At 71.1% G+C, this 25,255-nt stretch carries 30 protein-coding genes and 1 tRNA gene; 21 read left to right on the top strand and 10 right to left on the bottom strand.

Features of this window, described 5'->3' with window-relative positions; genetic code table 11:
• Window positions 1–714: 714 nt before the first annotated feature.
• On the top strand, window positions 715–1,860 hold the full coding sequence (locus tag IEY55_RS29770) for an AAA family ATPase (RefSeq protein WP_229686885.1): 1,146 nt from the start codon (window positions 715–717) through the stop codon (window positions 1,858–1,860).
• Window positions 1,861–1,919: 59 nt separating this feature from the next.
• On the opposite strand, the gene IEY55_RS29765 is transcribed toward IEY55_RS29770, so the two are convergent.
• On the bottom strand, window positions 1,920–2,378 hold the full coding sequence (locus IEY55_RS29765) for a hypothetical protein (RefSeq protein ID WP_189061905.1): 459 nt from the start codon (window positions 2,376–2,378) through the stop codon (window positions 1,920–1,922).
• A 658-nt stretch (window positions 2,379–3,036) separates the two neighbouring features.
• Here IEY55_RS29765 and IEY55_RS29760 point away from each other — a divergent pair.
• The 3 genes from IEY55_RS29760 to IEY55_RS29750 all read left to right on the top strand — a co-directional run bounded on the left by IEY55_RS29760 (window position 3,037) and on the right by IEY55_RS29750 (window position 5,579).
• On the top strand, window positions 3,037–3,465 hold the full coding sequence (locus IEY55_RS29760) for a hypothetical protein (RefSeq protein WP_189061904.1): 429 nt from the start codon (window positions 3,037–3,039) through the stop codon (window positions 3,463–3,465).
• A 33-nt stretch (window positions 3,466–3,498) separates the two neighbouring features.
• Complete coding sequence (locus tag IEY55_RS29755; protein WP_189061903.1) at window positions 3,499–3,705, top strand: helix-turn-helix domain-containing protein; 207 nt, start codon at window positions 3,499–3,501, stop codon at window positions 3,703–3,705.
• A 530-nt stretch (window positions 3,706–4,235) separates the two neighbouring features.
• Complete coding sequence (locus IEY55_RS29750; protein ID WP_189061902.1) at window positions 4,236–5,579, top strand: tyrosine-type recombinase/integrase; 1,344 nt, start codon at window positions 4,236–4,238, stop codon at window positions 5,577–5,579.
• 83 nt (window positions 5,580–5,662) lie between these two features.
• Here IEY55_RS29750 and IEY55_RS29745 read toward each other — a convergent pair.
• Window positions 5,663–5,735, bottom strand: a tRNA-Arg gene (locus tag IEY55_RS29745).
• Between the two features lie 101 nt (window positions 5,736–5,836).
• On the opposite strand from IEY55_RS29745, the gene IEY55_RS29740 reads away from it, so the two are divergent.
• Both IEY55_RS29740 and IEY55_RS29735 read left to right on the top strand, forming a co-directional pair.
• Window positions 5,837–6,739, top strand: coding sequence for a ferredoxin family protein (locus IEY55_RS29740; RefSeq protein ID WP_189061901.1), 903 nt, complete (start codon window positions 5,837–5,839; stop codon window positions 6,737–6,739).
• 234 nt (window positions 6,740–6,973) lie between these two features.
• On the top strand, window positions 6,974–7,621 hold the full coding sequence (locus IEY55_RS29735; RefSeq protein ID WP_189061900.1) for a response regulator: 648 nt from the start codon (window positions 6,974–6,976) through the stop codon (window positions 7,619–7,621).
• A 24-nt stretch (window positions 7,622–7,645) separates the two neighbouring features.
• Here IEY55_RS29735 and IEY55_RS29730 read toward each other — a convergent pair whose 3' ends face one another.
• Both IEY55_RS29730 and bluB read right to left on the bottom strand, forming a co-directional pair.
• Window positions 7,646–9,148, bottom strand: coding sequence for a GGDEF domain-containing protein (locus tag IEY55_RS29730; RefSeq protein ID WP_189061899.1), 1,503 nt, complete (start codon window positions 9,146–9,148; stop codon window positions 7,646–7,648).
• A 102-nt stretch (window positions 9,149–9,250) separates the two neighbouring features.
• Window positions 9,251–9,931, bottom strand: a complete 681-nt coding sequence (gene bluB, locus IEY55_RS29725; RefSeq protein WP_189061898.1) for a 5,6-dimethylbenzimidazole synthase — start codon at window positions 9,929–9,931, stop codon at window positions 9,251–9,253.
• Between the two features lie 269 nt (window positions 9,932–10,200).
• Here bluB and IEY55_RS29720 point away from each other — a divergent pair, with 269 nt between their 5' ends.
• Window positions 10,201–10,641: a hypothetical protein gene (locus IEY55_RS29720; protein ID WP_189061897.1), complete on the top strand. Its 441-nt coding sequence runs from the start codon at window positions 10,201–10,203 to the stop codon at window positions 10,639–10,641.
• Here the strand turns inward: IEY55_RS29720 and rpsR are convergent.
• The 4 genes from rpsR to rpmB all read right to left on the bottom strand — a co-directional run bounded on the left by rpsR (window position 10,583) and on the right by rpmB (window position 11,603).
• On the bottom strand, window positions 10,583–10,831 hold the full coding sequence (gene rpsR / locus IEY55_RS29715; protein WP_189061896.1) for a 30S ribosomal protein S18: 249 nt from the start codon (window positions 10,829–10,831) through the stop codon (window positions 10,583–10,585). The genes IEY55_RS29720 and rpsR overlap by 59 nt on opposite strands.
• Window positions 10,832–10,896: 65 nt before the next feature.
• Window positions 10,897–11,202: a 30S ribosomal protein S14 gene (gene rpsN / locus IEY55_RS29710; RefSeq protein WP_189061895.1), complete on the bottom strand. Its 306-nt coding sequence runs from the start codon at window positions 11,200–11,202 to the stop codon at window positions 10,897–10,899.
• A complete protein-coding gene (gene rpmG, locus IEY55_RS29705) occupies window positions 11,203–11,367 on the bottom strand; it encodes a 50S ribosomal protein L33 (RefSeq protein ID WP_189061894.1) in 165 nt (54 codons plus the stop codon).
• Entirely contained in the window at window positions 11,367–11,603 is a 237-nt protein-coding gene (rpmB, locus tag IEY55_RS29700; RefSeq protein WP_189061893.1) for a 50S ribosomal protein L28, read from the bottom strand. The genes rpmG and rpmB overlap by 1 nt, the downstream gene beginning before the upstream one ends.
• 73 nt (window positions 11,604–11,676) lie before the next feature.
• Here rpmB and mrf point away from each other — a divergent pair, with 73 nt between their 5' ends.
• The 13 genes from mrf (at window position 11,677) to IEY55_RS29635 (ending at window position 23,534) form a co-directional block, all read left to right on the top strand.
• Entirely contained in the window at window positions 11,677–12,963 is a 1,287-nt protein-coding gene (gene mrf / locus IEY55_RS29695) for a ribosome hibernation factor-recruiting GTPase MRF (protein ID WP_189061892.1), read from the top strand.
• Complete coding sequence (locus tag IEY55_RS29690) at window positions 12,960–13,211, top strand: type B 50S ribosomal protein L31 (RefSeq protein WP_189061891.1); 252 nt, start codon at window positions 12,960–12,962, stop codon at window positions 13,209–13,211. The genes mrf and IEY55_RS29690 overlap by 4 nt, the downstream gene beginning before the upstream one ends.
• The gene (gene rpmF / locus IEY55_RS29685; RefSeq protein ID WP_189061890.1) at window positions 13,211–13,384 is read left to right on the top strand and encodes a 50S ribosomal protein L32; all 174 of its coding nucleotides are present in this window, start codon (window positions 13,211–13,213) and stop codon (window positions 13,382–13,384) included. Before IEY55_RS29690 ends, rpmF begins: the two co-directional genes overlap by 1 nt.
• 211 nt (window positions 13,385–13,595) lie before the next feature.
• The gene (locus IEY55_RS29680; RefSeq protein ID WP_229686884.1) at window positions 13,596–13,838 is read left to right on the top strand and encodes an EthD domain-containing protein; all 243 of its coding nucleotides are present in this window, start codon (window positions 13,596–13,598) and stop codon (window positions 13,836–13,838) included.
• The gene (locus IEY55_RS29675; protein WP_268239375.1) at window positions 13,835–14,680 is read left to right on the top strand and encodes a 3-hydroxyacyl-CoA dehydrogenase family protein; all 846 of its coding nucleotides are present in this window, start codon (window positions 13,835–13,837) and stop codon (window positions 14,678–14,680) included. Before IEY55_RS29680 ends, IEY55_RS29675 begins: the two co-directional genes overlap by 4 nt.
• Before the next feature lie 122 nt (window positions 14,681–14,802).
• Window positions 14,803–15,492 (top strand): response regulator transcription factor, encoded by a 690-nt coding sequence (locus IEY55_RS29670; RefSeq protein ID WP_189061889.1) that lies wholly within the window; start codon window positions 14,803–14,805, stop codon window positions 15,490–15,492.
• Complete coding sequence (locus tag IEY55_RS29665; RefSeq protein WP_189061888.1) at window positions 15,489–16,919, top strand: HAMP domain-containing sensor histidine kinase; 1,431 nt, start codon at window positions 15,489–15,491, stop codon at window positions 16,917–16,919. Before IEY55_RS29670 ends, IEY55_RS29665 begins: the two co-directional genes overlap by 4 nt.
• A gap of 178 nt (window positions 16,920–17,097) precedes the next feature.
• Window positions 17,098–17,886 carry a DeoR/GlpR family DNA-binding transcription regulator gene (locus tag IEY55_RS29660; RefSeq protein ID WP_189061908.1) on the top strand — a complete coding sequence of 263 codons (789 nt, stop codon included), beginning with the start codon at window positions 17,098–17,100 and terminating at the stop codon, window positions 17,884–17,886.
• Between the two features lie 394 nt (window positions 17,887–18,280).
• The gene (gene galT / locus IEY55_RS29655) at window positions 18,281–19,390 is read left to right on the top strand and encodes a galactose-1-phosphate uridylyltransferase (RefSeq protein WP_189061887.1); all 1,110 of its coding nucleotides are present in this window, start codon (window positions 18,281–18,283) and stop codon (window positions 19,388–19,390) included.
• A gap of 107 nt (window positions 19,391–19,497) precedes the next feature.
• Window positions 19,498–21,057 carry a S1C family serine protease gene (locus IEY55_RS29650; RefSeq protein WP_189061886.1) on the top strand — a complete coding sequence of 520 codons (1,560 nt, stop codon included), beginning with the start codon at window positions 19,498–19,500 and terminating at the stop codon, window positions 21,055–21,057.
• Between the two features lie 168 nt (window positions 21,058–21,225).
• Window positions 21,226–21,924 carry a response regulator transcription factor gene (locus IEY55_RS29645; protein ID WP_189061885.1) on the top strand — a complete coding sequence of 233 codons (699 nt, stop codon included), beginning with the start codon at window positions 21,226–21,228 and terminating at the stop codon, window positions 21,922–21,924.
• Window positions 21,925–21,928: 4 nt separating this feature from the next.
• Entirely contained in the window at window positions 21,929–22,999 is a 1,071-nt protein-coding gene (locus tag IEY55_RS29640; protein ID WP_373290080.1) for a sensor histidine kinase, read from the top strand.
• 37 nt (window positions 23,000–23,036) lie between these two features.
• The gene (locus tag IEY55_RS29635) at window positions 23,037–23,534 is read left to right on the top strand and encodes a MogA/MoaB family molybdenum cofactor biosynthesis protein (protein ID WP_189061884.1); all 498 of its coding nucleotides are present in this window, start codon (window positions 23,037–23,039) and stop codon (window positions 23,532–23,534) included.
• Window positions 23,535–23,619: 85 nt separating this feature from the next.
• Here the strand turns inward: IEY55_RS29635 and IEY55_RS29630 are convergent, their stop codons facing one another.
• On the bottom strand, window positions 23,620–23,925 hold the full coding sequence (locus IEY55_RS29630) for an antitoxin (RefSeq protein WP_229686883.1): 306 nt from the start codon (window positions 23,923–23,925) through the stop codon (window positions 23,620–23,622).
• A gap of 79 nt (window positions 23,926–24,004) precedes the next feature.
• On the opposite strand from IEY55_RS29630, the gene IEY55_RS29625 reads away from it, so the two are divergent.
• Window positions 24,005–24,184, top strand: a complete 180-nt coding sequence (locus tag IEY55_RS29625) for a hypothetical protein (protein ID WP_189061883.1) — start codon at window positions 24,005–24,007, stop codon at window positions 24,182–24,184.
• 484 nt (window positions 24,185–24,668) lie between these two features.
• Here IEY55_RS29625 and mscL read toward each other — a convergent pair whose 3' ends face one another.
• Window positions 24,669–25,136, bottom strand: a complete 468-nt coding sequence (gene mscL, locus IEY55_RS29620) for a large-conductance mechanosensitive channel protein MscL (RefSeq protein ID WP_189061882.1) — start codon at window positions 25,134–25,136, stop codon at window positions 24,669–24,671.
• Between the last annotated feature and the right edge of the window lie 119 nt (window positions 25,137–25,255).

The raw sequence follows: 25,255 nt of genomic DNA, 5'->3' as shown, positions 1-25,255 counted from the left end.
GCCCGGTGTGCCGGCACCCCGCCCCCGGCAGCGGACCCGGGCACAGGCCCGGCCACCGGTCTAGTTCCCCCGACCGCTCGGTGCCGGCGGGCCTGTCCCGCCCGGCACCCCCGGGGTGCCGCTGAACGCACCCGCCGGCACCGAGCCCCCTCCTTGTGCAGCCTTCTCACCCCAACCCGCTGCACAAGAGGGGCAGGCCCCCTCCGGCCCCGGCCGTTTTGCGCCCCTGGCCCGGGCCGGAGGGGGTACCGCCACCCGCATTCCCGCACGCCATCGGGCCCGCAGACCCGGGCACGAGCCCGGCAGCCCACCGGCCACTCACACCCGCTTTCGAACGCTGGGAGGAGTCACATCGTGACCGTTCCCGAACCCACCACCGACCCGGCCCAGACCGGCCGGCACCTACGCCCGGTACCAACAGCCGGCAGTCCCGGACCCGGGTCGGACGCCCCGGTTGAACGGGACGAACCCGCCCCGGGTGCCGGGGGGTACCGGCAGGGTTACTCCCCGGAAGTACAGCACAAACAGGCTGCCGGCAGCCCCGGTGCCGAAAGCCCCGCACCCGCCTCTTACACCCCCGATGAACGGGGCAGCACCGCTGCCGATCGGGCTGCCGGCACCGGCAGCGCGGCAGGACCGGCAGCAGCCGGCGTGGCTGTTACCGGTGTTACCGCCCCCGTTCGCACGCCGCAGCGCAGGGACCCGGCCGGGGACGTGACCGCACCGGCCCGCCCACCCGGTCACACCGGCACCCCGCCACGGCAGGGGCCCGGCCGGGGCGGCAGCCCAGTCCGGCAGCCGGCTGCCGGCGACAGCGTGCCGGCCGCAGAGCCGGTGCGGCGGGTGTTGCTCACCCCCGCCTCCCAGATCCGGATGCGCCCGGTCCGCTGGGCCTGGACCGACCGGATTCCAGCCGGTGCCCTCACCGTCATCCCCGGCCGGGAAGGCATCGGCAAATCCCTGACCCTGGCCTGGCTGGCCGCCCAGCTCACCCGCGGCACCCTGCCCGGACAGCACCACGGCCAGCCGCGCCCAGTGATCTACGCGGCCACCGAGGATTCCTGGGCCCACACCATCGGACCCCGCCTGTACGCCGCCGGCGCCGACCTCGACCTGGTCTACCGGGTCGAGATCGAACACGCGGCCGGGGGAGTCGACCAACTCACGTTGCCGCGGGACTGCGAGGCCCTCACGACCGAGATCGAACGGCTGGGCGTGGCCCTACTCGCGGCGGACCCATTGCTGTCACTGATCCACGCCGGAATCGACACCCACCGGGACCGCGACCTGCGCACCGCCCTGGAACCGTTGGCCCGCCTGGCCGATGCCACCGGGTGCGCCGTCGTGGGGCTGGCGCACTTCAACAAATCCGCCTCCAACGATGCGCTGAACCTGATCACCGGGTCCCGGGCGTTCTCCGCCGTCGCCCGCGCGGTGATCGCCATCGCCCGCGACACCGACACCGACGACGGCACCTGCATCATGTCCCAGGCCAAAAACAACCTCGGCCGCCTGGACCTGCCGTCCTTGCGCTACCGCGTCGACTCCGTCGACGTCCCCACCGACGAAGGCCCGGCCACCGTCGGCCGGCTGGTGTTCCTCGGCGAAACCGACCGCCACGTCAACGACATCCTCACCGACCACGGCGGCACCAAGGGCACCGGCACCAAGCGAGAAGCCGCAGCCGCGTGGCTGGCCGAGTACCTCACCAGCCATGGCGAGACGCCCTCACGGGACGTCAAGGACGCCGGCCAGGAAGCGGGCTTCTCCGCGAGCACCATCGACCGTGCAGCAAGGTCACTCAACGTAGTCAGCACCTCGGTCGGCTTCCCGAGCACGACCGTGTGGAGGCTGCCATGAGCCCCAGTCACGTCAGTCACGTCAGGTCTCGCGAGCTGACGCAACTGACGCAACTGGTGTCACTGGACCGCTTCGCCGACGCTACGACCATCTCCGCCGTCACTGTCCGTATCAGGCTTCACCGACGGATCCGGGTCGTCTGGTCCAGACAACGTGTACTCGCTGACCGCATCCTCGACCATGGTGAGATGGCGGCCGTCCCGAATCAGGGGATAGCCCGTCCCGGTCTCGTCGACCAGCCAAGCCACAACAGGATCGGACCAGGCGTAGCCGTCGTCGGTCTGTCCACCAACACGCCAACCAGGCGGAGCGGGCACCACGGACATCATCCGGCCGCACTCCACCAAGCCAACGAACCCGGTGCGCGCTCGAGCCGGGATCAGCGTGCCGTATCGGCGGTCGACCACCAACGCATCCCCATCCTCAGAGAACCGTTCGACGGCCTCTTGGACTACGAGGTTGGGGTACTCGGGGTCCTTGTATCGCGCGGCCCAGCCAGTGGGCGAGAACGTGACCATGGGCCGAGTCTGCCGCACCAGTCCAGACCCACGCTGACAGTGTGCATCCCTTATCCCACAACCCTTTTCCGACCGTCATGGAGATAGCGATGCCTGCCAACTCGCACCCGACCGCCTACGTTGACCAGCTCGACGCCGCCACCCACCAGGCGCGGAAGGCGCTGCGCAAGGCCGCCCACGAGTGGGGCGCCCAGCTCGACACCGGCCCGTTACCCCCGTGGCTACGCGACCGCTGCGCCGACCTCCTGGCCGCGCTCGCCGCCTGGCGGGTGCGCTGCTGTGCCCACCTGGCCCCGGCCCCCCGCGTCGCCCACGCCGCGCTGTGGCGGCCCGGACTCCTGCTCTGCTCGGCCTGCGTCGGGCTGCGGCGGCGAAGCCGCCAAGGACGACGTCGTCGAAGCCGGCCGCGAAGCCGGGTTCAAGGTCCGCACCCTCGAACGCGCCGCCACACAGCGCCCGGAGATCGAAACCGGCCGAGACGGCTTTCCGGCCCGCGCCGTCTGGCGCCTCACCAACGGTCACTCTTCGTGACCACTATCGCCAGTCTCGCCCCAGTTTCGCCAGTTCCGCCAGGACCCGGAACGTGGCGGAACTGGCGGAACTGAGGCGGAACCGCCCATCCCGATTACCGATCGTCATCACTGGGAGGACGCTCGAGATGACCACCGTCACCAACCCAACAGCGTTAGCTGATCAGTACGACGCCGCTACCCAGCAGGCCAGGCGCGAGTTACACCAGGCGGCGACCCGGCTTGCCGGCCGGGTCACTGACGGCCCGCTCCCAGCGTGGCTGGCCGACCACGCGGCCGCGTTCCGCCTGGCGCTGATCACCGGCCAGGTCCGCGGCTGCGCACACCTTGCGGACGGTCCCCGCGTCGCGCACGCCGCCGTGTGGGCACCCGGCTATCTGGTCTGCCCCCACTGTGTTGCGGCGTTAGCGCCCGACCCCGTCGAGGACGCCACCTGCGACCGCTGCCGGCGCCCCGCCGGCAGGTTGTTCGCTGGCACGGTCGCGCTCGGCCCGATCCTGCTCGCCTACGGCCTGTGCGAACCCTGCGCCGCCGAGGTCGACACCGACCCGGCCTGATCCACCGATCCCGCACACACCGCAGGAGGAACCATGCCCACCCCCACCCACGACCGGGCGCCGAGGCTGCTGCTGTCGGTCGAGGACGCCGCCGCACGGCTGGATATCGGCCGGACCACGATGTTCGCCCTGATCAAGTCCGGCGAGATCGCCTCGGTACGCATCGGCCGGCTACGTCGCGTCCCAATGGACGCGCTCCGCGCCTACCTCCGGCGCCTGGCCGAACAGCACGCCGCGTAACCACACGGGGCAGGGAAGCAGGCAGGGAGGCACCAGGGATCGAGGGAGTTTTCCCTCACCACCTCCCTGCCCCACTTCCCTCGCCTGACCAGCCCAAACCACCGGGAGGGAAGCAGGGAAGCACCGCAGAGCAACCCATGAAAACCCCGCCCAGAGCGCCTCCGGCACCCGCCCGGCCGGCTCCCTCCCTCACCAGCAGCCGACACGAAACGTGACCGGCAGGGGGACGCGACGCCGGAGGAACGGAACGTTCCGTTCCCGTTCCGAACCCGCCGACCCCGCTTCCAATGCGTACGCACACACGCACACGCGCGAGGAAGCAGGGGCCTTCCCAGCCGCGCTAGGTCTAGCAGGCCGGATCGCTAGACCTAGCACTCCCCGCTAGCACCCCACACCGGCCCTGACCAGGGCACTAGCACCTAGCACACCGATCCGCACCGGGCCGGATCCCTCGAAAACCACCAGGTCGGCACTCACCCGCGGGTGCGCGACCGCGACCCCGCACACCCACACACAGCAGGAGGAACAGAATGCCTCGCCGTAAGCGACCCGAAGGCACCCGCGCCCCCAATGGCGCCTCCAGCATCTACCTCGGCAAGGACGGCTACTGGCACGGCCGCGTGACCATGGGCGTCGGCGACGACGGAAAGCCAGACCGCCGGCACGTCAAGCGCAAGGACGAGAGCGAAGTGATCGAGGCGGTTCGCGAACTGGAGCGCCAACGCGACACCGGCAAGGCCCGCAAGCCCGGCCGGGCCTGGACGGTCGAGAAGTGGCTTCGCCACTGGGTTGAGAACATCGTGGCGCCAGCGGTGAAGTACAAGACCCTGGAGGGCTACCGCCTGGCGGTTTACAAGCATCTGATCCCGCGCATTGGAGCGCACCGGATCGATCGGCTGAGTGCCGAACACCTGGAGAGCCTGTACGCGCGGATGCTTGCCGCTGGCCATGCCCCGGGTGGGGTTCACCAAGTTCACCGCACGATCAAGACTGCACTGTTCGAGGCGATGCGCCGTCGACACGTGACCGAAAACGTTGCGACGATTGCGAAAGCACCACGCCTTGAGGATCGGGAAGTCGAGCCGTTCACTCTGGAAGAGGCGCAACGCATCCTGAAAGCCGCGTCAGAGCGCCGGAACGGCGTTCGGTTCGTGGTGGCCTTGACACTGGGACTGCGGAAGGGCGAAGCGCTCGGCCTGAAATGGCCCCGGGTCGACCTGGACAAGGGCCTTCTCCGGACACCGAAGCAACTGCAACGACGCCCCTGGGAGCACGGCTGCTCCGACCCGCACGCCTGCGGCCGGGAACACCACAAGACGGAGCCGTGTCCGCAAGACTGCGGGCGGCACACGAAGTGCCCGCCGGTCTGCTCCCCGGACTGCACGGAGCACGCGGCGCGGTGTCCACACCGGAAGGGCGGGGGGCTTCACGAGATCGATGTGAAGTCCCGGGCCGGGAAACGTGGGGTGGGCATCCCTGCTCCGCTCCTGAGAGCGCTCCGGGAGCACAAGACCACCCAGGCCGCGGAGCGGGAGCACGCCGGCTCCCTGTGGCAGGAAGGCGGTTGGGTCTTCGCCCAGCCGAACGGACGGCCCATCGATCCTCGCGCGGATCACAGGGAGTGGAAGACGCTTCTCGAAGCTGCCGGAGTACGGGACGCACGGCTGCACGACGCGCGGCACACCGCCGCCACCATGTTGCTCGCGCTCGGAGTGCCGGCCCGTGCCGTTATGGAGATCATGGGCTGGTCCCAGCTCTCGATGACCCAGCGCTACCAGCACGTGACTTCGGACCTGGTGGCCAACATCGCGGAGCAGGTTGGTGACCTGTTCTGGGGGTCGAATGAGACCCAAACTGAGACCCGGCAGCCGTAGCTGCGCTCGGGCCGGGGCTGTCAGATGGCAGCACCCGGCCCGTTTGCGCTGGTAGCCGGCGGATAGTGCAGGGGAAAAGGTTGTGCCCGCGGCAGGATTCGAACCTGCGACCCTCCGCTTAGGAGGCGGATGCTCTATCCCCTGAGCTACGCGGGCGTGGCCGTTCCGACCGAGTGACAGCCTAGCGGGCGGCGCCAGCCTCGTGGGCGTGCGGGGCGTGTGCCGCGCCACTACGCCGTCCGGGGGACACTCGAGGTGTGGGGAGGCCAGTCCTGAGCACCGCCAACTGCGCGGTGCTGTCCGCCGAACTGGGCGAGCCGTTGGCCGGCACGGCGCCGGTCGCCCAGGCATGGCTGTGCCTGGAGCAGCCCGGCCCGTGGGGGCACAACGCCCTGCGGGAAAGTCACCTCGACCCCGGCCTCGGCGCGGAGTTGGAGCGCCGCACCGAGGGCACCGGCGTCCGCGTCGCATTGATCCGGCGGCCCGGCCGGCACGCGGACATCCACCTCCCCCGCCCCCGTCAGGTCTACCTCGCGTGCACCCGGCCGGGCGCGACCTGGATGGAGGGGACCCAGATCGAGGACCCCCAGGACCTGCTCGACCTGGACTTCCACGCGCTGGCCGTCGGGCGACGGCCGTACCTGGGGGAGCCCTGTGCGGAGCCGCTCCTCATGGTCTGCACGAACGGTCGCCGTGACCGCTGCTGCGCCCTGTTGGGCCGACCGGTCGCCACCGCAGCCGCGGCACGCCATCCCGAGCAGGTATGGGAGAGCACGCACACCGGCGGCCACCGCCTCGCCCCCACGGCGGTCCTCCTCCCCACCGGTTACGTCTACGGCCGGCTCGCCATCTCGCTCGCGGAGCGGTTGCTCACCGAGCACCAGGTCATCGCGCGGGGTTGCCGCGGCCGCTCGACCTGGTCGCCCTCCGGCCAGGTCGCCGAGCTGGCGGTGCGCGAGCGGATCGTGGAGTGGGAACCGGACGCGATGCGGGCCGTGGCCACCGACGACGGACTGGTGCGCGTCGAGCACACCGACGGGCGGGCCTGGCAGGTCACCGCCGAGGAACGTCCGGTCCTTCCGCCGCGGCCGGTGAGTTGCGGAAAGCCTCCAAGCACACCAACCGCTTGGTACGCAAGTCGGATCGCGCGGCTTCGGTGACGCAACGCATTGATATGGCCTCTTGACGAGTGTGCTCGTGATCACTCACGTTGCGGAAACCTGCAGGAAACAGGGGCAGCCCATGCTGAGTGCCGCGTTATGCCCGGGCCTTATGTCCGATCAGGGGATGTCCACTACACCATGGAGTGAAATCGTGGTGAGATGTGCGCGGCTGCAAAGTCCTGCACCCACAAGGGCTCAACTGAGCACGCCACGCCGTTCGGGGAGGCGTCCGTGATCAAGGTTCTGTTGGCCGACGACGAGGACCTCGTCCGTTCCGGCCTGAAGATGATCTTGCGTAGCTCCGGTGACATCGAGGTGGTCGCCGAGTGCGACGACGGCTCGATGGTCGTCGAGCTGGTCCGTCGGCATCGCCCGCACGTCGTCTTACTCGACATCCGGATGCGGGAGGCCGACGGTCTGGCGGCCCTGCGCCGGCTGCGCGAGCTCACCGACCCGCCGCAGGTCGCCATGCTGACCACGTTCGACGTGGACGAGTACGTCAGCGAGGCGTTGCGGCTGGGTGCCAGCGGGTTCCTGCTCAAGGACACCGAGCCGGCCCAGCTGGTGCGGGCGGTCCGCGACCTGGCCCTCGGCGGCGCGGTGCTGGACCCGGGGGTGGCCTCCCGGGTGCTGGCGGCGCTGGCCGACGAGGAGCGCGTGGCCGAGCCGGCCCGCCGGTTGCTGGCGGCCCTGTCCGCCCGCGAGCGCGAGGTGCTGTCGCTGATCGGCCAGGGCATGTCCAACGCCGAGATCGGGGCCGCCCTACACCTGTCGGAGGCGACGGTGAAGGGCTACGTGTCGGCCGTGCTCGGCAAGATCGGTGCGGTGAACCGGGTGCAGGCCGCTCTGGTCGCCTACCGTGGCGGCCTCATCGCCTGAATCGCCCGGGCACGCGCGCCCGGCTCAGCCGAGGCCGGCCGGCGCACTGGGGTGGTCGGCCTCGGCCGAGCCGGCCAGCGGCGGGTGCACCTCCACCCGGTTGCGCCCGTGCCGCTTGGCCCGGTACAGCGCGATGTCGGCGGCGGCGAACAGCTGGTCCAGCTTGGCCGGCCCGGCCGCGACCCCGATGCTCACCGTCGGGTGGCGGATGTTGCCCAACACCATGGTCCAGTCGTGATGGTCCACGGCGGACCGGATCCGCTCGGCCACCACCGGCCCGGCGTCCGGCCGGTCCTCGCTCACGTCGACGAGCAACACCACGAACTCGTCCCCCGCCCACCGCGCGACCAGATCGTCGGTGCGGCACTCCCGGCGCAGCAGCTGCGCGATCTCCCGTAGCGCCGCGTCGCCCGCAGCGTGCCCGGACTCGTCGTTGACCCCTTTGAACCAGTCGACGTCCACCAGCACCAGCCACGGCAGCCGGCCCCGCGCCGCGGTGCGCTCCAGCAGGTGCGGGGCGGCCCGCTCCAGGCCCAGCCGGTTGGCCAGCCCGGTCAGCGGGTCGCGGGCCGCGGCCTCCTGAGCAGCCATCGCCACCCGCTGCGCCTGCACCGCGAGCCGGCGCTGCTCCAGCGCCTGCGCCAACCCCTCCTGCAGCGTCTCCACCGCCTTGCGCCCGGCCCGTACCGTCCGCCGCAACGCGGTGGCCTCACCGACGTGGTCCCCCAGCTCCGCGCAGATGTCGGCCAGGTCGGAGGAGAACTGCCGCAGCAGGTTGCTGTCGTTGATCCGCTCCGCCTCGGCCACCGCCCGGCTCCCCATCGTGCGGGCCTCGGTCAGCTCGCCCTGTGCCTGTCGTACGGTCGCCAACACCCAGTTGCCCACGGCCAGCCCCCACCGGTCCTCGGAGACCTCGGCCAGCCCCATCACCTGCCGCGCGGTCTCCTCGGCCCGGGTCAACTCGCCCACCCCGGCGAGGGAACGCCCGTAGGCGGCGAGCAGGGCGCGATGCACGTATCCCTCGTGGACCAGGCCGAGTCCTTCCTCCAACAACCCGCGCGACTCGGCATACATCGCGCGGGCGGCCCCGGGTGGGGAGTCCAGGGCACGGAAGTTCAGTGCGCCACCGAGCCGCTGCAAGCAATGCGCCAGCGTGTGCGGGTGCCCAGCCTCCCGTGCCACGTGGACGGACAACCGCAACATGTCCTGAGCCGCCCGCTTGTGGCCGATGCTCTCCAGCAGGTAGCCGAGCATGCCCAGGGTCTGGGCGGCGGCTGTCCCGCTGGGCCGGGCGTTGTCGAACTCGGTCCAGCCCTCCGCGGCCAGTTCCAGGGCCAGCGGGATGCGCCCGAGCCGCCAGGCCACCACCGCCCGGTGCACCAGCACGGTCGCCCGCCGCCAACGGTCCCCGCCCGCGGTGGGAACCCGGGCGACGACCTCGTCGAACAGCATGTTCGCCTCGGGCACCCGGCCGGAGTCCAGCAACAGGCGCACCTCGCGGTCATCCCGCGGAATGTGGCCCGTCATGAGTGGCTCATCGTGCTCCACGGCGTCCTCGACATCCCGATGCCCCGACGCCCGCCCCTGGCACACCCTCGCCTCGAGCACCGGCGGCGGTTCGGCGACAGGCTACCGGGGCGGTCGCTGCCCGTACCGTTCATAGTGCACAACGTCATCGAGGGGTAGTCGCTTCCGCCAGCCATGACGCTCCAGGTCGGGTGTCTCCTGCAGGTGCCGCACCGGTCCGACGCACAACCACGCCACCGGGCGGAGCCGGGACGGCAGCGCGAGCAGGCGGCGGAGGAAGTCCTCCCGGTAGAAGCTGACCCAGCCGACGCCCAGGCCCTCGGCGGTCGCGGCCAGCCACAGGTTCTGGATGGCCAGGCACACCGAGTACAAACCGGCGTCGGCGATGGCGTGCCGGCCCAGCACCGCCGGGGAACCGCGGTCCGGGTCGTAGCTGACCACCAGACCCACGCTGGACTCCAGGATGCCCTCGATCTTGATCCGGGCGAAGGTCTCGGCCTGCGCGGTGTCCAGCTGGGCGGCGAACACCGAGCGCTCGGCCAGCACGTGCTCGCGGAACGCCCGGCGGGTGGTCTCGTCCCGGACGAGCAGGAAGTCCCACGGCTGGGACAACCCGACGCTGGGGGCGGCGTGTGCTGCGGTCAGCACGCGCCGCAACACCTCCGGCGGCAGCTCCTCGCCGGTGAACTCGGCACGCACGTCGCGCCGGCGGTGCAGTACGTCGTAGAAGTCGTGGGCGGGCAACGGGCTCCCGGTCGGGTCGTGGTGGGCGTGCAGCGGCATCACCCGCTCGATCCTGCCTCAGCCCACCAGGTGGGCGCGGCCGGACCCCGGATCCGGGCGGTGTGGCAACGACCCCGGCCCTCACGAGACAGGTTGTCGCAGCGGGAAAACCACCACCGGAGCTGGGGTTCCGGCCGCACCGCACCGGGCCGCCGAACGACCCGGCCCGGGGCGTCAGGTGAAGTGAACGTCAAATCCGCGGCGGTAGCCCGTCAAGATCCCACCAGCAGGGGGACCACGGAGGTCTGACGACTGTCGAAACTGAGTACGTGATCAGCGAGAAGGCAATGTTGCCCAGGTTGCGCGCGCTCGACGGCTCCGCGCTCGGCTTCGGGACGGGCCTGCTGGCGACCACGCTGGTGGTGCTGCTCGGCGCGACCCGCTTCCCGACCGTGGGGCTGGTGTTGGTGCTCGCCGTCGTGCTCGGGGTGGCCGCGGTGACGACCGTGCCCGGCGCGACGCTGGTGGCCGCGCAGTGCTGGGGACTCTACGCGGGTTTCCTGCTCGGCCGGGCCGGGGAGATCGTCTGGGACGAACGGGGTGGGTGGGCGGCCGCGGTGTTGTTCGCGGCCGCCCTGCTGGCGTCGGTGGTGGGCCGGATGTTGTCGCGGCCACAGGAGGTGTCGGCGCCGGGGCCGCGGGTGGACCCGGTCAGCGACGCGGCGCCGGTGTCGGATAGGGCAGCAGGGCCATCTCGCGTGCGTTCTTGATCGCGGTGGCCACGGCCCGCTGCTGCTGCGGGGTGAGCCCGGTGACCCGACGGGAACGAATCTTTCCCCGATCGGACAAGAACTTCCGGAGCAGACCGACGTCCTTCCAGTCCACCCTGGCCACACCCTCGCGCGCCAACAGGTTGGGCTTTCGCTTGGGGTTGCGGCGACGTGCCGAAGTCGCTGACATGCTTTCCTCATTGGTGCGTGGGGACAGGGATACGGAGCAGCCCCGGGACCGCGGGATCTGGTTTCTCACCAGCTCGACTTGCTGACGCCCGGCAGCTCACCCCGGTGCGCCATCTCCCGGAGACGGATACGGGACAGGCCGAAGGCGCGGAAGTAGGCGCGCGGCCGCCCGTCGACCGTGTCCCGGTTCCGCAGCCTGGTCGGACTCGCGTCCCGCGGCATCCTTTGCAGGGACCGCTGTGCCGCGTCGCGCTCCTCCACAGTGGACCTTGGGGAACGGATGACGCGCTTCAACTCCGCGCGGCGCTCGGCGTACCGGGCCACGATCTCGCGCCGCTGACGGTCCCGGGCGATCTTCGACTTCTTGGCCACTCAACGCTCCTCGCGGAACTCGACGTGCCTGCGGACCACCGGGTCGTACTTGCGGATGCGCAGCCGGTCCGGGTCGTTGCGCCGGTTCTTGCGCGTGACGTAGGTGTAGCCGGTGCCCGCGGTCGACCGCAGCTTGATCACCGGGCGGAGCTCGGAGCGAGCCATCAGATCCTCTCTCCTCGGGCGCGGATCTCGGCGACGACCGCCTCGATCCCACGCTTGTCGATGGTCTTGATCCCCTTGGCGGAGACCCGCAGCACCACCCAGCGGCCCTCGCCGGGCAGCCAGTAGCGGCGACGCTGCAGGTTCGGCTCCCACCGGCGGGAGGTGCGGCGGTGGGAGTGGGAGACCTGCTTGCCGTACCCGGGCGTGCGCCCGGTGACCTGGCAGCGCGCGGACATCCGTCCTCCTGAGTTGAAAGTGACACCCGTTTTCGTTTTGCTCGGTGGTCAGGGTAGCGTGGGCCGAGTCGAGATGGAAATCGTTCTCAGTTTCAGGTTCGAAGGAGGCGTCGTGGCCGACGACCGCACCCCCGTCGTGCTCGTCGCGGGCCTTGCCACCGCGGCCGTGACGCGTGTCGCCGAGGAGTTCCTGCGCCGTCCCGGTACCGCCGTCGTGCACCACGACCTGCGGGAGATCACGCACGGCGTGGTCCGCCGCCGCATGCGCTGGGGCGGCCAGGACCAACGTGCGGTGCTCGAGCTGGCCCACGGCTGCGTTTCCTGCACCCTGCGCCAGGATCTGCTTCCCCTGTTGCTCCGCCTGTGCCACACCCCCGGCGTCGACCGGGTCGTCCTGCACCTGGACCCGGCGATGGAGCCGGAGGCAATCTGCTGGGCCCTGCGGCACGTGGTGGTCGAGGGGAAGACCGTCGTCGAGCGCGCCCGGGTCGACGGCGTCGTCACCGTCCTCGACCAGGCCACCTGGCTCGCCGACGCCACCGGGGACGAGCCATTGGCCGAGCGTGACCTGCAGGCGAGTGCCGATGACGAGCGCACGGTGGCGCAGGTAGCGGTCGGACAGGTCGAATTCGCCGACGCTCTGGTGATCGGCGGCGTGAGGCCCGAATCCTGGACGGCCGAACGCACGCGGGCAGTCCTGGACCGGCTCGCCCCCGGTGCGCCGCGGGCCCGCCTCGACCTCCTCGACGCCGAGGCGTTGCTCGCGAAAGTCCCGCCCAACGCCCGCCGGGGCGAGGTCGACGACGCGCATGCGCCGCTCCTGCGCGGCCAGCCTCCGCTCGAGTCGGACTGCGGCGTCCGCGTCGTGCACTTCAGCCAGCGCCGGCCGTTCCACCCCGAGCGTCTGCACGACGCGCTCGACGTGCTGCTCGAGGGGGTGGTGCGAGCGCGTGGCCGGGCCTGGGTCGCCAGCCAGCCCGACGTGACGTTGTGGCTGGAGTCCGCGGGCGGTGGGCTGCGCGTCGGGCACGCCGGGCCGTGGCTGGCCGCGCTCGACCCCGCGTACTGGGACCGGGTGGGTGCCGAACGCCGCGCGATGGCCGCGCTGCGCTGGGACCCCTACTACGGCGACCGCGACCAGGAGGTCGTCGTCATCGCCCACCGCGCCGACCCCGAGGAGATCACTCGCGCGTTGGAGCGTGCCCTGCTCACCGACGAAGAGCTGGGGGCGGGGGAATCGATCTGGCGGTCCTATCCCGACCCGTTCGGGCACTGGCACGCCGAACCGTGCTCCGACAACGAGACCGCCGAGGCGGACCGCGGCGGCAACCGGCTGCGCAACAACAAGGAGGACAAGTGAAACCAGGGATCCACCCCGACTACCACCCCGTGGTCTTCAAGGACTCGGCGACCGGGGAGACGTGGCTGACCCGCTCCACGGCCACCTCCCACCGCACGATCGAGTGGAGCGACGGCAACACCTACCCGCTGATCGTCCTCGACGTCACCGCTTACTCGCATCCGTTCTGGACCGGTGCGCAGCGTCTCGTGGACACCGCCGGCCGTGTCGAGAAGTTCCACCGTCGCTACGGAAAGCGAGGCCGCTGATGGCTGTTCCCAAGCGCAGGACGTCCCGCAGCAACACCCGGCACCGCCGGGCGAAGTGGAAGGCCAGCCCGCCCGATCTCGTGCCCGTGGTGGTGAACGAACGGACGGTGCGGGTGCCCCGCCGCTTGGTCAAGGCGGTGCAACGCGGTCTCGTCGAACCGCCATCCGTGTGACACCAGGGCGGAACCGGATGCCTCTTCCGGTGGCGTCGCGGTGGATCGCGGCTGATCGTCCGCGTGGTCCTGTCGGCACGACCGCACCACTGTTACAGTCCGGCGGCAGGTCGAGACGGGAGTGTCACATGATCAAGTATGTCGCGCTGTACCGGAAACCTGCCGACACCGTCGACTTCGACGAGAATACTTCACCAGCCACATGCCGCTGGTGACCAAGACCCCGGGGCTGCTCCGCTGCGAGGTGGCCAAGGTGGGCCGGGTGTTCGTACCCGGCTTCCTCGGCGACACCGAGCCGTACCTGCTCGCCGAGATGTACTTCGAGTCCAAGGACGCCATGAAGGCGGCCTTCGCCACCGACGAGTGGACGTCGTCCGGCGCCAACCTGAAGGAGATCGGCGGCATGGAACTGGTCGCCATGTTCTCCGCCGAGATCGTCGAGGAAACCAGGTGACGGCACCGACCGTCGCGGCGGTGGTCGGCGGGGGCACCATGGGTGCCGGCATCGCGCACGTCCTGCTGGCCGCGGGAACCCGGGTCACCCTCGCCGAGGCCACCCCCGAGCGGGCCGCGGCGGCGCGCGACGCCGTCGCGGTCTCCCTCCGCAAGGCCCACGACCGGGGCAAGCTCGACCTTCCGCCCGAACAGCTGCTGCCGCGACTGTCCACCGTGCCGGCCGTGACCGAGCTGCCGCCCACCGCCGAGCTGGTGGTGGAGGCCGTGCCCGAGGACCTCGACCTCAAGCGACGCGTCCTGGCCGAGGCAGCCAACACCTGCCCGCGCGCCGTGCTCGCCTCCAACACCTCCGCGTTGTCCATCGCCGCGATCGCCGCCGACCTCGCGCCCGCCCGCACGCTCGGCATGCACTTCTTCAATCCCGTGCCGGCCCAGGAACTCGTCGAGCTGGTCACCCACGACGCCGTCGCCGAGAACGCGGTGACCCAGGCCCGCGCCTGGGCCGAGGCCCTGGGCAAGACCGTGATCATCGTGCGCGACGCGCCCGGCTTCGCCACCTCCCGGTTGGGGGTTGCCGTCGGCCTGGAAGCCATCCGCATGCTCGAGGAGGGCGTGGCCTCGGCCGAGGACATCGACACCGGGATGCGGCTGGGCTACCGCTGGCCGATGGGCCCGCTGCGGCTCACCGACCTGGTCGGCCTGGACGTACGGCTCGCCATCGCCGAGCACCTCGCCGGCGAGCTCGGCCCCCGTTTCACCCCGCCCCAGCTGCTGCGCGACAAGGTCGCCCGCGGTGAGCTGGGCCGCAAGACCGGCCGCGGGTTCTTCGACTGGACCTGAGCGGCGGGGCCGTTGCCGGCCGACCTCGTCGTGGCCGGGACCGGTGGCGCCGAGCGCAACCTCACGCTCCGCTCACACCAGGTTCTCAGGCACGTCTCAGGCGGGGGAGTAAGACTGGCCCCATGCGGATCCTCGTGGTCGACGACGACCGTGCTGTGCGCGAGTCGCTCCGGCGCTCCCTGCAGTTCAACGGTTACCAGGTCGATCTGGCGAGCGACGGGCGGGAGGCCCTGGACGCCGTCAGCGAACGGCGCCCCGACGCCATGGTGCTCGACGTGATGATGCCGCGGCTGGACGGTCTGGAGGTGTGCCGCCGGCTCCGCGGCACCGGCGACGACCTGCCCATCCTCGTGCTCACCGCGCGCGACGCCGTCTCCGACCGGGTCGCCGGCCTGGACGCGGGCGCCGACGACTACCTGCCCAAGCCTTTCGCCCTGGAGGAGTTGCTGGCCCGGCTGCGCGCGTTGCTGCGGCGCGCCACCGTCGACGCGGAGGAGGAGGGCGGCGCCGCGCTGCGCTTCGCCGACCTCGAGCTGGACCCCAACACCCGCGAGGTGCGCCGGGGTAGCCGCTCGATCAGCCTCACCCGCACCGAGTTCGCCCTGCTCGAGCTGTTCATGGCACACCCCAAGCAGGTGCTCACCCGCGGCCGGATCCTGGAGGACGTCTGGGGCTACGACTTCCCGACCTCGGGCAACGCGCTCGAGGTCTACGTGGGTTACCTGCGTCGCAAGACCGAGGCGGCCGACGAGCCGCGGCTGATCCACACCGTGCGTGGCGTCGGCTACGTGCTGCGGGAGACACCCCCGTGACCGCTCCCACCCCCGCCGCCCCGGCACCTCCGCCCCCACCACCGGCCGCCGACCACCGCCGCAAGCGCATCTCGCTGCGTTCCCGGGTGACACTGCTCGTCGCGATCTGCGTTGGCGGCGCGGTCGCGCTGGTGTCGCTGGGCGCGTTCGTCACCGTCCGCACCAGCCTCTACGAGTCGCTGGACGAGAACCTGCTGGGCCGGGCGCTGGCGACCGCGCAGAGCCCGATCGCCGATCCCGACACCCTGACGCAGCTGCCCTACCAGGCGCTCGGCGCGGCCGACCTGAAGGTCGCGGTCGTCCGTGCCGACGGCTGGGCGGCCTGGCCCAAGGGAAGTGACAGGCCACCCCTCGGTCGGGAGGAAGTCGCGGTGGCCCGGGGCCTGACCGTGGAGAGCAAGCGCACCGCACACCAGAACGCCGACACCTACCGGGTGGTCGCGGTTCCGGCGCCGGGCGGGACCGCGCTGGTGATGGCGCAGGACATGTCCGCCACCGACCGCACGCTGGCCAAGCTCAGCGTGGTGTTCGTGGTGGTCGGCGGTGCCGGGATCCTGCTCGCCGCGGCCGCCGGCACCGCCGTGGCCCGCACCGGGCTACGGCCGGTGCAGCAGCTGACCGCGGCCACCGAACGTGTGGCCCGCACCGGCGACCTGCAACCCATCCCTGTCTCCGGCGACGACGAGTTGGCCCGCCTCACCCAGAGCTTCAACACCATGCTCGGCGCGCTGGCCGAATCCCAGGAACAGCAACGACGACTGGTCGCCGACGCCGGGCACGAGCTTCGCACCCCACTGACCTCGCTACGCACCAACCTGGAGCTGCTGATCGCCTCGGAGCGGCCGGGTGCCCCGCACCTGGCCGAACATGACCGCGAGGAGATCTACGCCGACGTGCGCGCGCAGCTGGGCGAGCTGTCCACTTTGGTCGGTGACCTGGTCGAGCTGGCGCGTGAGGACCCACCGCAGGTGGTACACGAACCGGTCGAGCTGGTCGATGTCGTGGAGCGTGCCCTGGACCGGGCCCGGCGCCGCGCCTCCTCCGGCGTCACCTTCGACGTCCGGTTGCAGCCGTGGAGCATGTTGGGTGACGCCAGTGCGCTGGAGCGTGCCGTGCTCAACCTGCTCGACAACGCCGCGAAGTGGAGCCCGCCCGGGGGAGTGGTACGCGTGGCACTGCGACCCGTGGGTGACGGCACGGTCGTGCTCGAGGTCGCCGACGGCGGGCCCGGCATCAACGAGGCCGACCTCCCGTACGTCTTCGAGCGCTTCTACCGCTCCTCCGAGGCCCGCACCCTGCCCGGCTCCGGCCTGGGCCTGGCGATCGTCAAGCAGGTCGCCGAGCGGCACGGCGGCAGGGCGTACGCCGGCCGGGCGCCGGAGGGCGGTGCGCTGCTGTCGCTGCGGCTCCCGGGCGGCCCGGGCTGATCGATCCGGACCGAGTCATCGCCACTCGATGGTGGTTCTTGTTCTGGTTAGTCCCAGATGATGTCCCTGCTCAACAGGCTTATTTGCGCCCAGATCCGCGCTGCCAAGTGTTTATTTATGTCACTTTCTGTGGGTAGGCTGTGTCGTGTTGGAGACCCCGGCCCGGGAGGAGTGGCAGGTGCTGGCGCCGCAACGACAGGCGATCATCCTCGACGAGGTCCGGCGCACCGGAGCGGTCCGCGTCGCCAACCTCGTGACCCGGCTCGGCGTGTCGGACATGACGATCCGCCGCGACCTCGACGCGCTCGCCCGGCGCGGCCTCGTCGACAAGGTCTACGGCGGCGCCACCACGGTGGGCGGGCGCAGTACCGAGGAGCCCGGCTTCGAGGCCAAGTCGGCGCGCCAGCTGGTGGAGAAGGACGTCATCGCCGCCGCGGCGGCACACCTCGTCCGGCCGGGCACCGCCATCGGGCTGTCCGCCGGGACCACCACGCATGCCCTGGCCCGGCACCTCGACGACGTTGCGGACCTGACCATCGTGACCAACTCGGTCCGGGTCGCCGATGCCCTGCAGCGGACCGGTCGAAGTGACCGCACGGTCGTGCTCACCGGGGGCGTCCGCACCCCCTCGGACGCGCTCGTCGGTCCGGTCGCGGTCCAGGCGCTGCGCACGCTGCATCTGGACGTCGTGTTCCTCGGTGTGCACGGGATGGCGCCGCGGGCCGGCTTCACCACCCCGAACCTGGAGGAGAGCGAGACCGACCGGGCGCTCGTCGCGGCGGCCGGACGCCTGGCGGTCGTGGCCGACCACAGCAAGTGGGGCGTTGTCGGTATCTCCACCATCGCCGACCTGTCCGAGGCCGATGTGTTGGTCAGTGACGAGCGCCTGCCCGCAGACGCGGTGGCCGAACTGTCCGAGCGGGTCGGTGACCTCGTGCTGGCGCCGATACCGGCGGAAAGCCCCTGAAGGCCACGAGGTCAGTGGAAATGCTCATCCCATTCGCAGGAGCTTCTGGCCGCGGCCGGAGCACAGCGACCGATCAACATCGCGTCGGCCGCACGCGACGACCTCCACCGACGGCGGCGCGGCCGGTGGGTGCCACTGGTGCTGGCTGCGGGGGAGGAGGCAGGTGGTCGCTTGGCAACCAACTCCCAGAACGGGTATGGAGGGTTGGTCGCGGTCCTGACTGCCCGCTGGCCATGGCTACCCGGGCCTCACTCCACCCTGGCGCCGCCCAGCCACTCGCAGCCGTCTCCGCGCCACCCGGCTTTCCCAGTGCTTGCTCAGCAACACCAGATCCTGTGGCCTTGGGTCACATCGAGTCCCTGTCCGCAGCAGCCTTGTCAGGAAGGTGGACCGCGTGAGGCGCACCAGCACGCGACTCGCCGACGGTCGAGAGATCATCTACTTCGACGATGACACGAACGCCCCGCCCCGCACCGCGGTCGACACCCGCGACCTCCCGGAAACCGCGCACACTGCGGAGATTCGCCGTGATCCGCTCACCGGGGAATGGGTTGCGATTGCGGCGCACCGGCAGACCCGTACCTACAAGCCGCCCACCGATCTCTGTCCACTGTGTCCATCGGCTCCCGGGCGGCCGACGGAGATCCCGGAATCCGACTACAGCGTGGTCGTCTTCGAAAACCGTTTCCCCTCCTTCGCGCAGGCTCAGGACATGTCCACAGCAGACGAGGTGGTGCCCGGACTCGTGCCGCGTCGCCACGGTCTTGGCCGGTGCGAGGTGGTGTGTTTCACCCCCGACCACAACACCTCCTTCGCCGAGCTGAGCCCCGAGCGGGTCCGCACCGTCATCGACGCATGGGCCGACCGAACCGTCGCGCTGGGTGAACTGCCCGGTGTGGAACAGGTCTTCTGCTTCGAGAACCGAGGCGAGGAGATCGGGGTGACCCTGCATCACCCGCACGGCCAGATCTACGGCTACCCCTTCGTCACCCCGCGCACCAAGCGCATGCTGGCTGTTGCCGCCGAGCACCACGACCGCACCGGGCGCCACCTCGCCTGCGATGTACTCGCGGCCGAACGTGACTCCGGCGAACGCATGATCGCCGGTACGTCCTCGTGGAGCGCCTACGTCCCGGCGGCGGCCCGCTGGCCGGTGGAGGTTCACTTGGTCCCGCACCGGCGGGTGCCCGACCTGCCCGCGCTCACCGACGCCGAGCGGGACGACCTCGCCGGGCTCTACCTGGACGTCCTGCGCCGGCTCGACGCCCTCCACGACCGCCCCCTGCCCTACGTCGCCGCCTGGCACCAAGCACCCGTCCGGGTGGGGCGCGAGCTGTCGTGGCTGCGACTGGAGCTCTTCTCGATCCGCCGCGCCGCCGACAAGCTCAAGTACCTGGCCGGCTCGGAGTCCGGTATGGCCGTCTGGATCAGCGACGTGACCCCCGAACAGGTGGCCGAGCGGCTCCGCGCGGCCCGCACACCGCAGGACCATCCCGAGCGGTGACTGCGCTCAGGTGACAGGGGTGGCGTCCCACCGCCCGTAACGGACCCCACACAGGATGCCCAGGAACTCCTCAGCCTGTTTTCAGCTTCGGGGAGCACAGTGGAGATATGACCGAGCAGCACCCGGGGGCTGCCGGCGGGCAGCCGGAGCGGTCCCCAGCCGAGCAGCCGCCGACCCCGGACGGGCCGACGCCGCAGCCGCCAGCCGACCAGTCCCCGCCGGAGCAGGGCACGCCGGGACAGGGCACGCCGGGACAGGGCACGCCACCCGCCGGCGAGGCCGCCGCACCGGGCCCGCCCGAGGCACCCGCTCAGTCCTACCCCCAGCCCACCCCGCCGACCGGGGGGCCGGCAGCGTCGCCCATGCCGGGTGCGGCCGGTCAGCCCGGTCCGCAGGGGGACCAGCCGACCAGCCCCTACCCCTGGCAGCACATCGGCCCGCACGGCACCTACGTTGGTCCCGACGCCGGCCAGGGCGCGGTGCCGAGCGGCGGCAGCCCGGGCTACCCGGGACAGCCCGGGAACCCCGGCCCCACGGGGTTCCATCCGACCGAGCCGGTCCCCGGTCGCCGTGGCCGAGGCCGCGCTGGCCGGCTCGTCGCGGCCGGCCTGCTCGTCGCCCTGGTGGCCGGCGGGGCGGGCGTGGCCGGCGGCTACCTCGGCTACGACCTGGCCAGCCGCCGCGACACCGGGCCCAACTCGCTCCAGGTGCCCCCACCCCCGGCCAAGACGGTGAAGTCCGCCCCGGCCGGTTCCGCCGAGCAGGTGGCGCAGAAGGTGCTGCCCAGCGTGGTGGAGCTGCAGGTCCGCGGCCTGCGCGGCGGCGGCTCCGGGTCCGGGTTCATCATCAGCGGGGACGGCCAGATCATCACCAACAACCACGTCGTCGAGGCCGCGGCGCAGGGTGGCGGCCGGATCACCGTCGTCTTCCAGGACGGCCGCACCGCTCCCGCCAAGATCCTCGGCCGCTCGTCCACCTTCGACGTGGCCGTGGTCAAGGCCGAGGGCGTCTCCGGGCTGCCCCAGGTCGAGCTGGGCCGCTCCGGCGACCTCGCGGTCGGCCAGCAGGTGGTCGCCATCGGCGCGCCCTTCCAGCTGTCCGGCACCGTCACCAGCGGCATCATCAGCGCGATGAACCGCCCGGTGACCCCGGGCCGTGGCGCTGGCGACGCCGACCTGGTGCTCAACGCCCTGCAGACCGACGCCGCCATCAACCCGGGCAACTCCGGCGGCCCGCTGGTCGACATGCAGGGCCGGGTGATCGGCATCAACTCGGCGATCTACAGCCCCAACCAGACCGCCAACGGTGAGGGCAGCTCGGTCGGGCTCGGCTTCGCCATCCCCATCGACCAGGCCCGGCGTGTGGCCGAGGAGCTGACCAAGAGCGGCAGGGCCACCCAGGCGGTGCTCGGCGTGAAGGTCCGCCCATCCCGCGAGGGCGGCGCCCTGGTCGCCGAGGTGGTCCCGGGGCAGGCGGCCGACAAGGCCGGGATCAAGGAGGGCGACACCATCACCAAGCTCGGCGACCGGCGCATCAGCGACGGCACCGAACTGGTCGCCGCGGTCCGCAACCAGGCCCCCGGCGACAAGGTCACGCTCACCGTCAAGGGCGAGGACGGCAAGGAACGCACCGTCGAGGCCACCCTCGACAGCTCGCCCGCCGACTAACAGCACACCGACTCCCGGCCCGTTGCCCCCGGGCCGGGTAAGCCGGGACCGCGCCGGGAGGACTGCCCCTCATCTTCCCGGCGCGGTTCCGCACGTTGGCGCACGTTTGTGGCGAATTGAGCAGAATGGACGTGCCCGGGGCGGGGTCGACATGGGTGAGGGAGTCGGATGAACACCGAGACGGGGCGCGTGCTGGTCGTCGACGACGACGAGACCGTGCGCGACGTGGTCCGCCGGTACCTGGAACGCGACGGCCACCAGGTACGCCTCGTCGGCGACGGTGAGACCGCGTTGCGGCTGGCCACCGAGTGGAAACCCGACCTGGTCGTCCTCGACCTCATGCTTCCCGGCGTCGACGGCCTCGAGGTGTGCCGGCGCCTCCGGGAACGGGACAGCATCCCCGTCGTCATGCTCACCGCCCTCGGCGAGGAGGCCGACCGGGTGCTCGGGCTTCGGGTCGGTGCCGACGACTACGTGGTCAAGCCCTTCAGCCCCCGCGAGCTCGCGCTGCGGGTCACCTCGGTGCTGCGTCGTGCCCGGACCGCGCCGGCGCCGCAGCCGGCCGAGGTCCTCACCGACGGCACGCTCCGGCTCGACACGGGCGCCCGCCGCGCCGTCCTCGGCGACGCCGAGCTCGCCCTCACCACGCGCGAGTTCGAACTGCTGGAGTTCCTCCTGCGCAACCCGAAACAGGCGTTCTCGCGAGCGGAGCTGCTTTCCCGCGTCTGGGGCTGGGAGTTCGGCGACCAGTCCACTGTGACCGTCCATGTGCGACGGCTGAGGGAGAAGGTCGAGGCGGACCCGGCCAACCCGTGCCGCATCAGCACGGTATGGGGCGTCGGATACCGCTACGACCCCGCGGAGTGACGCCTTGAACACCGTGGTCATCGACTTCACCCACGTCATCCCGTACGCCGTCGGTTTCTCCCTGCCGATCGCGCTGCTCGGCGCCCTTGCCCTCTACCGGCTGCGGGGTGGCTCGCTCACCGCGGCCCTGACCGTGCTGGCGCTCACCCCGGTGGCCGCAACCCTGGCCGGTGTCCTCGCGGTCACCCGCTTCATGTTCGACCCGATGCTCACCACCGTGCTCGTGGTGTGCACAGCCGTCGCCATCGTCACCGTGCCCGCCGCCGTGCTGCTGGGCCGCAGCATCGCCCGACGCAGTGTCTGGGAACGTGAAGCCAGGGCACGGGAGCGTGCCGCCGAGGCATCGCGACGTGAGCTGGTCGCCTGGATCAGCCATGACCTGCGCACCCCGCTGGCGGGAATCCGCGCGATGTCCGAGGCCCTCGCCGACGGCGTCGTTTTCGGGCCTGCCGACGTGCGTGCCTATGCCACCCGCATCGGCCGGGAGACCAACCATCTCGCCGGCATGGTTGACGACCTCTTCGAGCTCTCCCGGATCACCGCCGGTGCCCTCCAGCTCAGCCTCTCCGCCGTGCCGTTGCGCGACGTCATCAGCGAGGCGGTCGAGGCGGAGAACCCGGCGGCGGAACGCAAGGGCGTGCATCTGCGGGCGGCGCGATGCGACTGGCCCGTGGTGCTCGGCAGCGACCCCGAACTCGCCCGCGTGATCCGCAACCTGCTCTCCAACGCGATCCGCCACACCCCGGCCCGCGAGTCGGTGATCCTCAGCGCCGGCGCCGACGAGGACGAGGCATGGCTCCGCGTCGACGACGGGTGTGGTGGTATCCCCACCGATGAGCTGGAAAGGGTGTTCGACGTGGGATACCGCGGGACCACGGCGCGCACGCCGGGGACCGACCAGCCGGCCGGGGCCGGCCTCGGGCTCGCCATCGCCCGCGGCCTGGTGGAGGCCCATCGCGGCCGGCTCACCGCGCGTAACCACGGCCGCGGCTGCCGGTTCGAGATCCGCCTCCCGCTGGCTACCCGACGCGGGGACGCGGGATGGGCCGCAGGGGTGATCGACAGCCGCCGTTGACCGGAACCCGCACCCCCGACCGACTAACGTTGCCGGCATGGAACGCACGCAGCGACTCGGCCGGGCCCTCGTGGTGATCGTCGACGACCGGATCGCCCAGGGTGAGCACGAGGACAGCACGGGCCCGCTGGTCACCGAGCTGCTGGAGGAGGCCGGGTTCATCGTCGACGGCACGGTGGCCGTCGCCGGTGAGACCGTCGACATCCGCAACGCACTGAATACCGCGGTGATCGGCGGCGTTGACCTCGTGATCACCGTCGGCGGTACCGGGGTGTCGCCCCGTGACGTCACGCCGGATGCCACCGCGGGGGTGCTCGACCGGCCCATCCCGGGCGTCGCCGAGGCGCTGCGGGCCTCCGGCCTGGCGGCCGGTGCCGTGGACGCCGGTATCTCCCGCGGGCTGGTCGGGGTCTCCGGCAGCACCCTGGTGGTCAACCTCGCGTCGTCGCGGTCGGCGGTGCGGGACGGCATGGCGACCTTGACCCCGCTCGTCAAGCACGTCATCGAGCAGCTCTCCGGCCTCACCGACGCGTGAGCGCCCGCTGTCCGGAACCGTTTCGTCCGCTTCACGCAGGTCGGGTGGGCGCGCTGCCGAGCACGCCCACCCGAGCTGCCTGTGGTCACTTCGAGTTCGTGGTGCCACCTTTGCCGTCGCGGTGCAGAATCCCCTCGACCTTGTGACTGACGTTCTCGATCCGGTCGTGGTACTTACCGCCGGTGGCCCTGTCGATCCGCTGTGCGGCCACGTCGACCCCCTTGGCGGCCATCCCGCCCGCGCGCTCCGCGAGCGGGCCCACCTTCTCCGCCAACGGGCCGGCCTTCTCCCGTGCCCGGCCGGCAAGCTCCCTGGCCCTGTCCAGCAGGCCCATCTCGTCCCGCCTCCTCCTCCGTGCAGACCCCACCAGGCGCAGCCTGGCGGTTTCCATGCTGGCACCGGAGCAGGCCGAACGCACGGGCCCGTTGCGATGATCCGCCCACAAGGGACGAATGAGGGACGATGGACGCATGAGGGGTAAGCCCGAGGACAACCAGGACACCGGGAAGGACGCCCGCGAGCGGCTGCGTGCCGTCTTCGGCGAGGTTCTGCCGGAGACCACCAACGACGAACGCACCCCGGAGAAGCCCGAATCCGACACAGACACCTGGTACCGGGAGAACCGCCCGCCCCACCACGACGACGGCTGACCCCAACAAACCGCGCGACGAGTGGGACAGGACTCACGCGGGCCTCTCAGCGCTTGCCTGATGTCGCTCTACGGCGGAGAACGACGCATCGGATTCGCTTTGCGCTCCGCCCCGTGTCCTGGGCGGGCTGTAGCGACAAGGACCATTTGGCGACGTACTCGATCGAAATCCCACTCAGGGCGGCCGCGATCGCCTGATGCCCGCGGCCAACGATGCAGGGCAGGGCAACCACTTCAAGGGGAACTTTCAGTTCTTCACGCTCGTGAAGTTCAGCCGCCATGGCCGTCGCGCGTTACCGGTGGACGGCAGTCACGGACGCGATCTGCTCCATGTCTGCCAACTCGGCTGGAGGGTGGGTGCAGCCTTCTCTCTTCTCTCCCCCCGCCCCCTCCCCCACCCCACCCTCCCCAACCCCTGGCCCCGTCTCCCTGCCCGTACCCCTATCCCCTGGATTTGGGCCCAGTCCCCAATATGTGGTTGTTGGTCATCGCTGGCTGGGAGCGCTGGCTGAGCGCTCCGTGGCCTGGCTGTGTTGGTGCGGCCGGTGGTCGTCGGATGTCGGCCGCTGTGCTTTGAGTAGGTCGCGGATCTCCGCGAGCAGTTCGACGTCGGACGGTTCCGCCGGGGCTGGTTCTTGGCCTCGGCGGCGGCGCTCACGGAGCTTGTTGATGGGCAGCACCATCAGGAAATAGACGACCGCCGCGACGATCAGGAAGTTGACAGCCGCGTTGATCACGCTCGCGAGGTCGACGTAGGTGGCCTCCTTGCCGCTGACCACGTGGAAGCCGAGCCCGCGCGCGGGGTCCGAACCCCCGATGGAGTTGATCAACGGTTTGATGACGCTGTTGGTGACCGCGGTGACGATCGCGGTGAAGGCGGTGCCGACGACCACGGCGACGGCCAGCTCCACGACGTTGCCGCGCATCACGAAGTCCCTGAAGCCCTTGAGCACCTGTTCTGCCTCCTTGCGGTGTAGCGGGCAGAGCCCGTCCGGCGGTGCGCGCGGACTAGACGAGTAAGTCCTAACTGGTCAGTGATCGAACGAGATCAGTGACCTGGTGACAGGCTGGC

The sequence above is a fragment of the Longimycelium tulufanense genome, assembly GCF_014645795.1.
GTDB lineage: Bacteria > Actinomycetota > Actinomycetes > Mycobacteriales > Pseudonocardiaceae > Longimycelium > Longimycelium tulufanense.
This window is presented reverse-complemented; position numbering and strand designations above follow the sequence as displayed.

Excerpts from the sequence above, each read along its gene's own strand:
- IEY55_RS29650 (WP_189061886.1), top strand. The coding sequence starts at position 19,498 with ATGACCGAGCAGCACCCGGGGGCTGCCGGCGGGCAGCCGGAGCGGTCC.
- IEY55_RS29765 (WP_189061905.1), bottom strand. The coding sequence starts at position 2,378 with ATGGTCACGTTCTCGCCCACTGGCTGGGCCGCGCGATACAAGGACCCC.
- IEY55_RS29730 (WP_189061899.1), bottom strand. The coding sequence starts at position 9,148 with ATGACGGGCCACATTCCGCGGGATGACCGCGAGGTGCGCCTGTTGCTG.
- rpsR (WP_189061896.1), bottom strand. The coding sequence starts at position 10,831 with ATGTCAGCGACTTCGGCACGTCGCCGCAACCCCAAGCGAAAGCCCAAC.
- IEY55_RS29755 (WP_189061903.1), top strand. The coding sequence starts at position 3,499 with ATGCCCACCCCCACCCACGACCGGGCGCCGAGGCTGCTGCTGTCGGTC.
- rpmF (WP_189061890.1), top strand. The coding sequence starts at position 13,211 with ATGGCTGTTCCCAAGCGCAGGACGTCCCGCAGCAACACCCGGCACCGC.
- rpmB (WP_189061893.1), bottom strand. The coding sequence starts at position 11,603 with ATGTCCGCGCGCTGCCAGGTCACCGGGCGCACGCCCGGGTACGGCAAG.
- IEY55_RS29670 (WP_189061889.1), top strand. The coding sequence starts at position 14,803 with ATGCGGATCCTCGTGGTCGACGACGACCGTGCTGTGCGCGAGTCGCTC.
- mrf (WP_189061892.1), top strand. The coding sequence starts at position 11,677 with ATGGAAATCGTTCTCAGTTTCAGGTTCGAAGGAGGCGTCGTGGCCGAC.
- IEY55_RS29645 (WP_189061885.1), top strand. The coding sequence starts at position 21,226 with ATGAACACCGAGACGGGGCGCGTGCTGGTCGTCGACGACGACGAGACC.
- IEY55_RS29625 (WP_189061883.1), top strand. The coding sequence starts at position 24,005 with ATGAGGGGTAAGCCCGAGGACAACCAGGACACCGGGAAGGACGCCCGC.
- IEY55_RS29750 (WP_189061902.1), top strand. The coding sequence starts at position 4,236 with ATGCCTCGCCGTAAGCGACCCGAAGGCACCCGCGCCCCCAATGGCGCC.
- rpmG (WP_189061894.1), bottom strand. The coding sequence starts at position 11,367 with ATGGCTCGCTCCGAGCTCCGCCCGGTGATCAAGCTGCGGTCGACCGCG.
- IEY55_RS29635 (WP_189061884.1), top strand. The coding sequence starts at position 23,037 with ATGGAACGCACGCAGCGACTCGGCCGGGCCCTCGTGGTGATCGTCGAC.
- IEY55_RS29630 (WP_229686883.1), bottom strand. The coding sequence starts at position 23,925 with ATGGAAACCGCCAGGCTGCGCCTGGTGGGGTCTGCACGGAGGAGGAGG.
- bluB (WP_189061898.1), bottom strand. The coding sequence starts at position 9,931 with ATGCCGCTGCACGCCCACCACGACCCGACCGGGAGCCCGTTGCCCGCC.
- IEY55_RS29760 (WP_189061904.1), top strand. The coding sequence starts at position 3,037 with ATGACCACCGTCACCAACCCAACAGCGTTAGCTGATCAGTACGACGCC.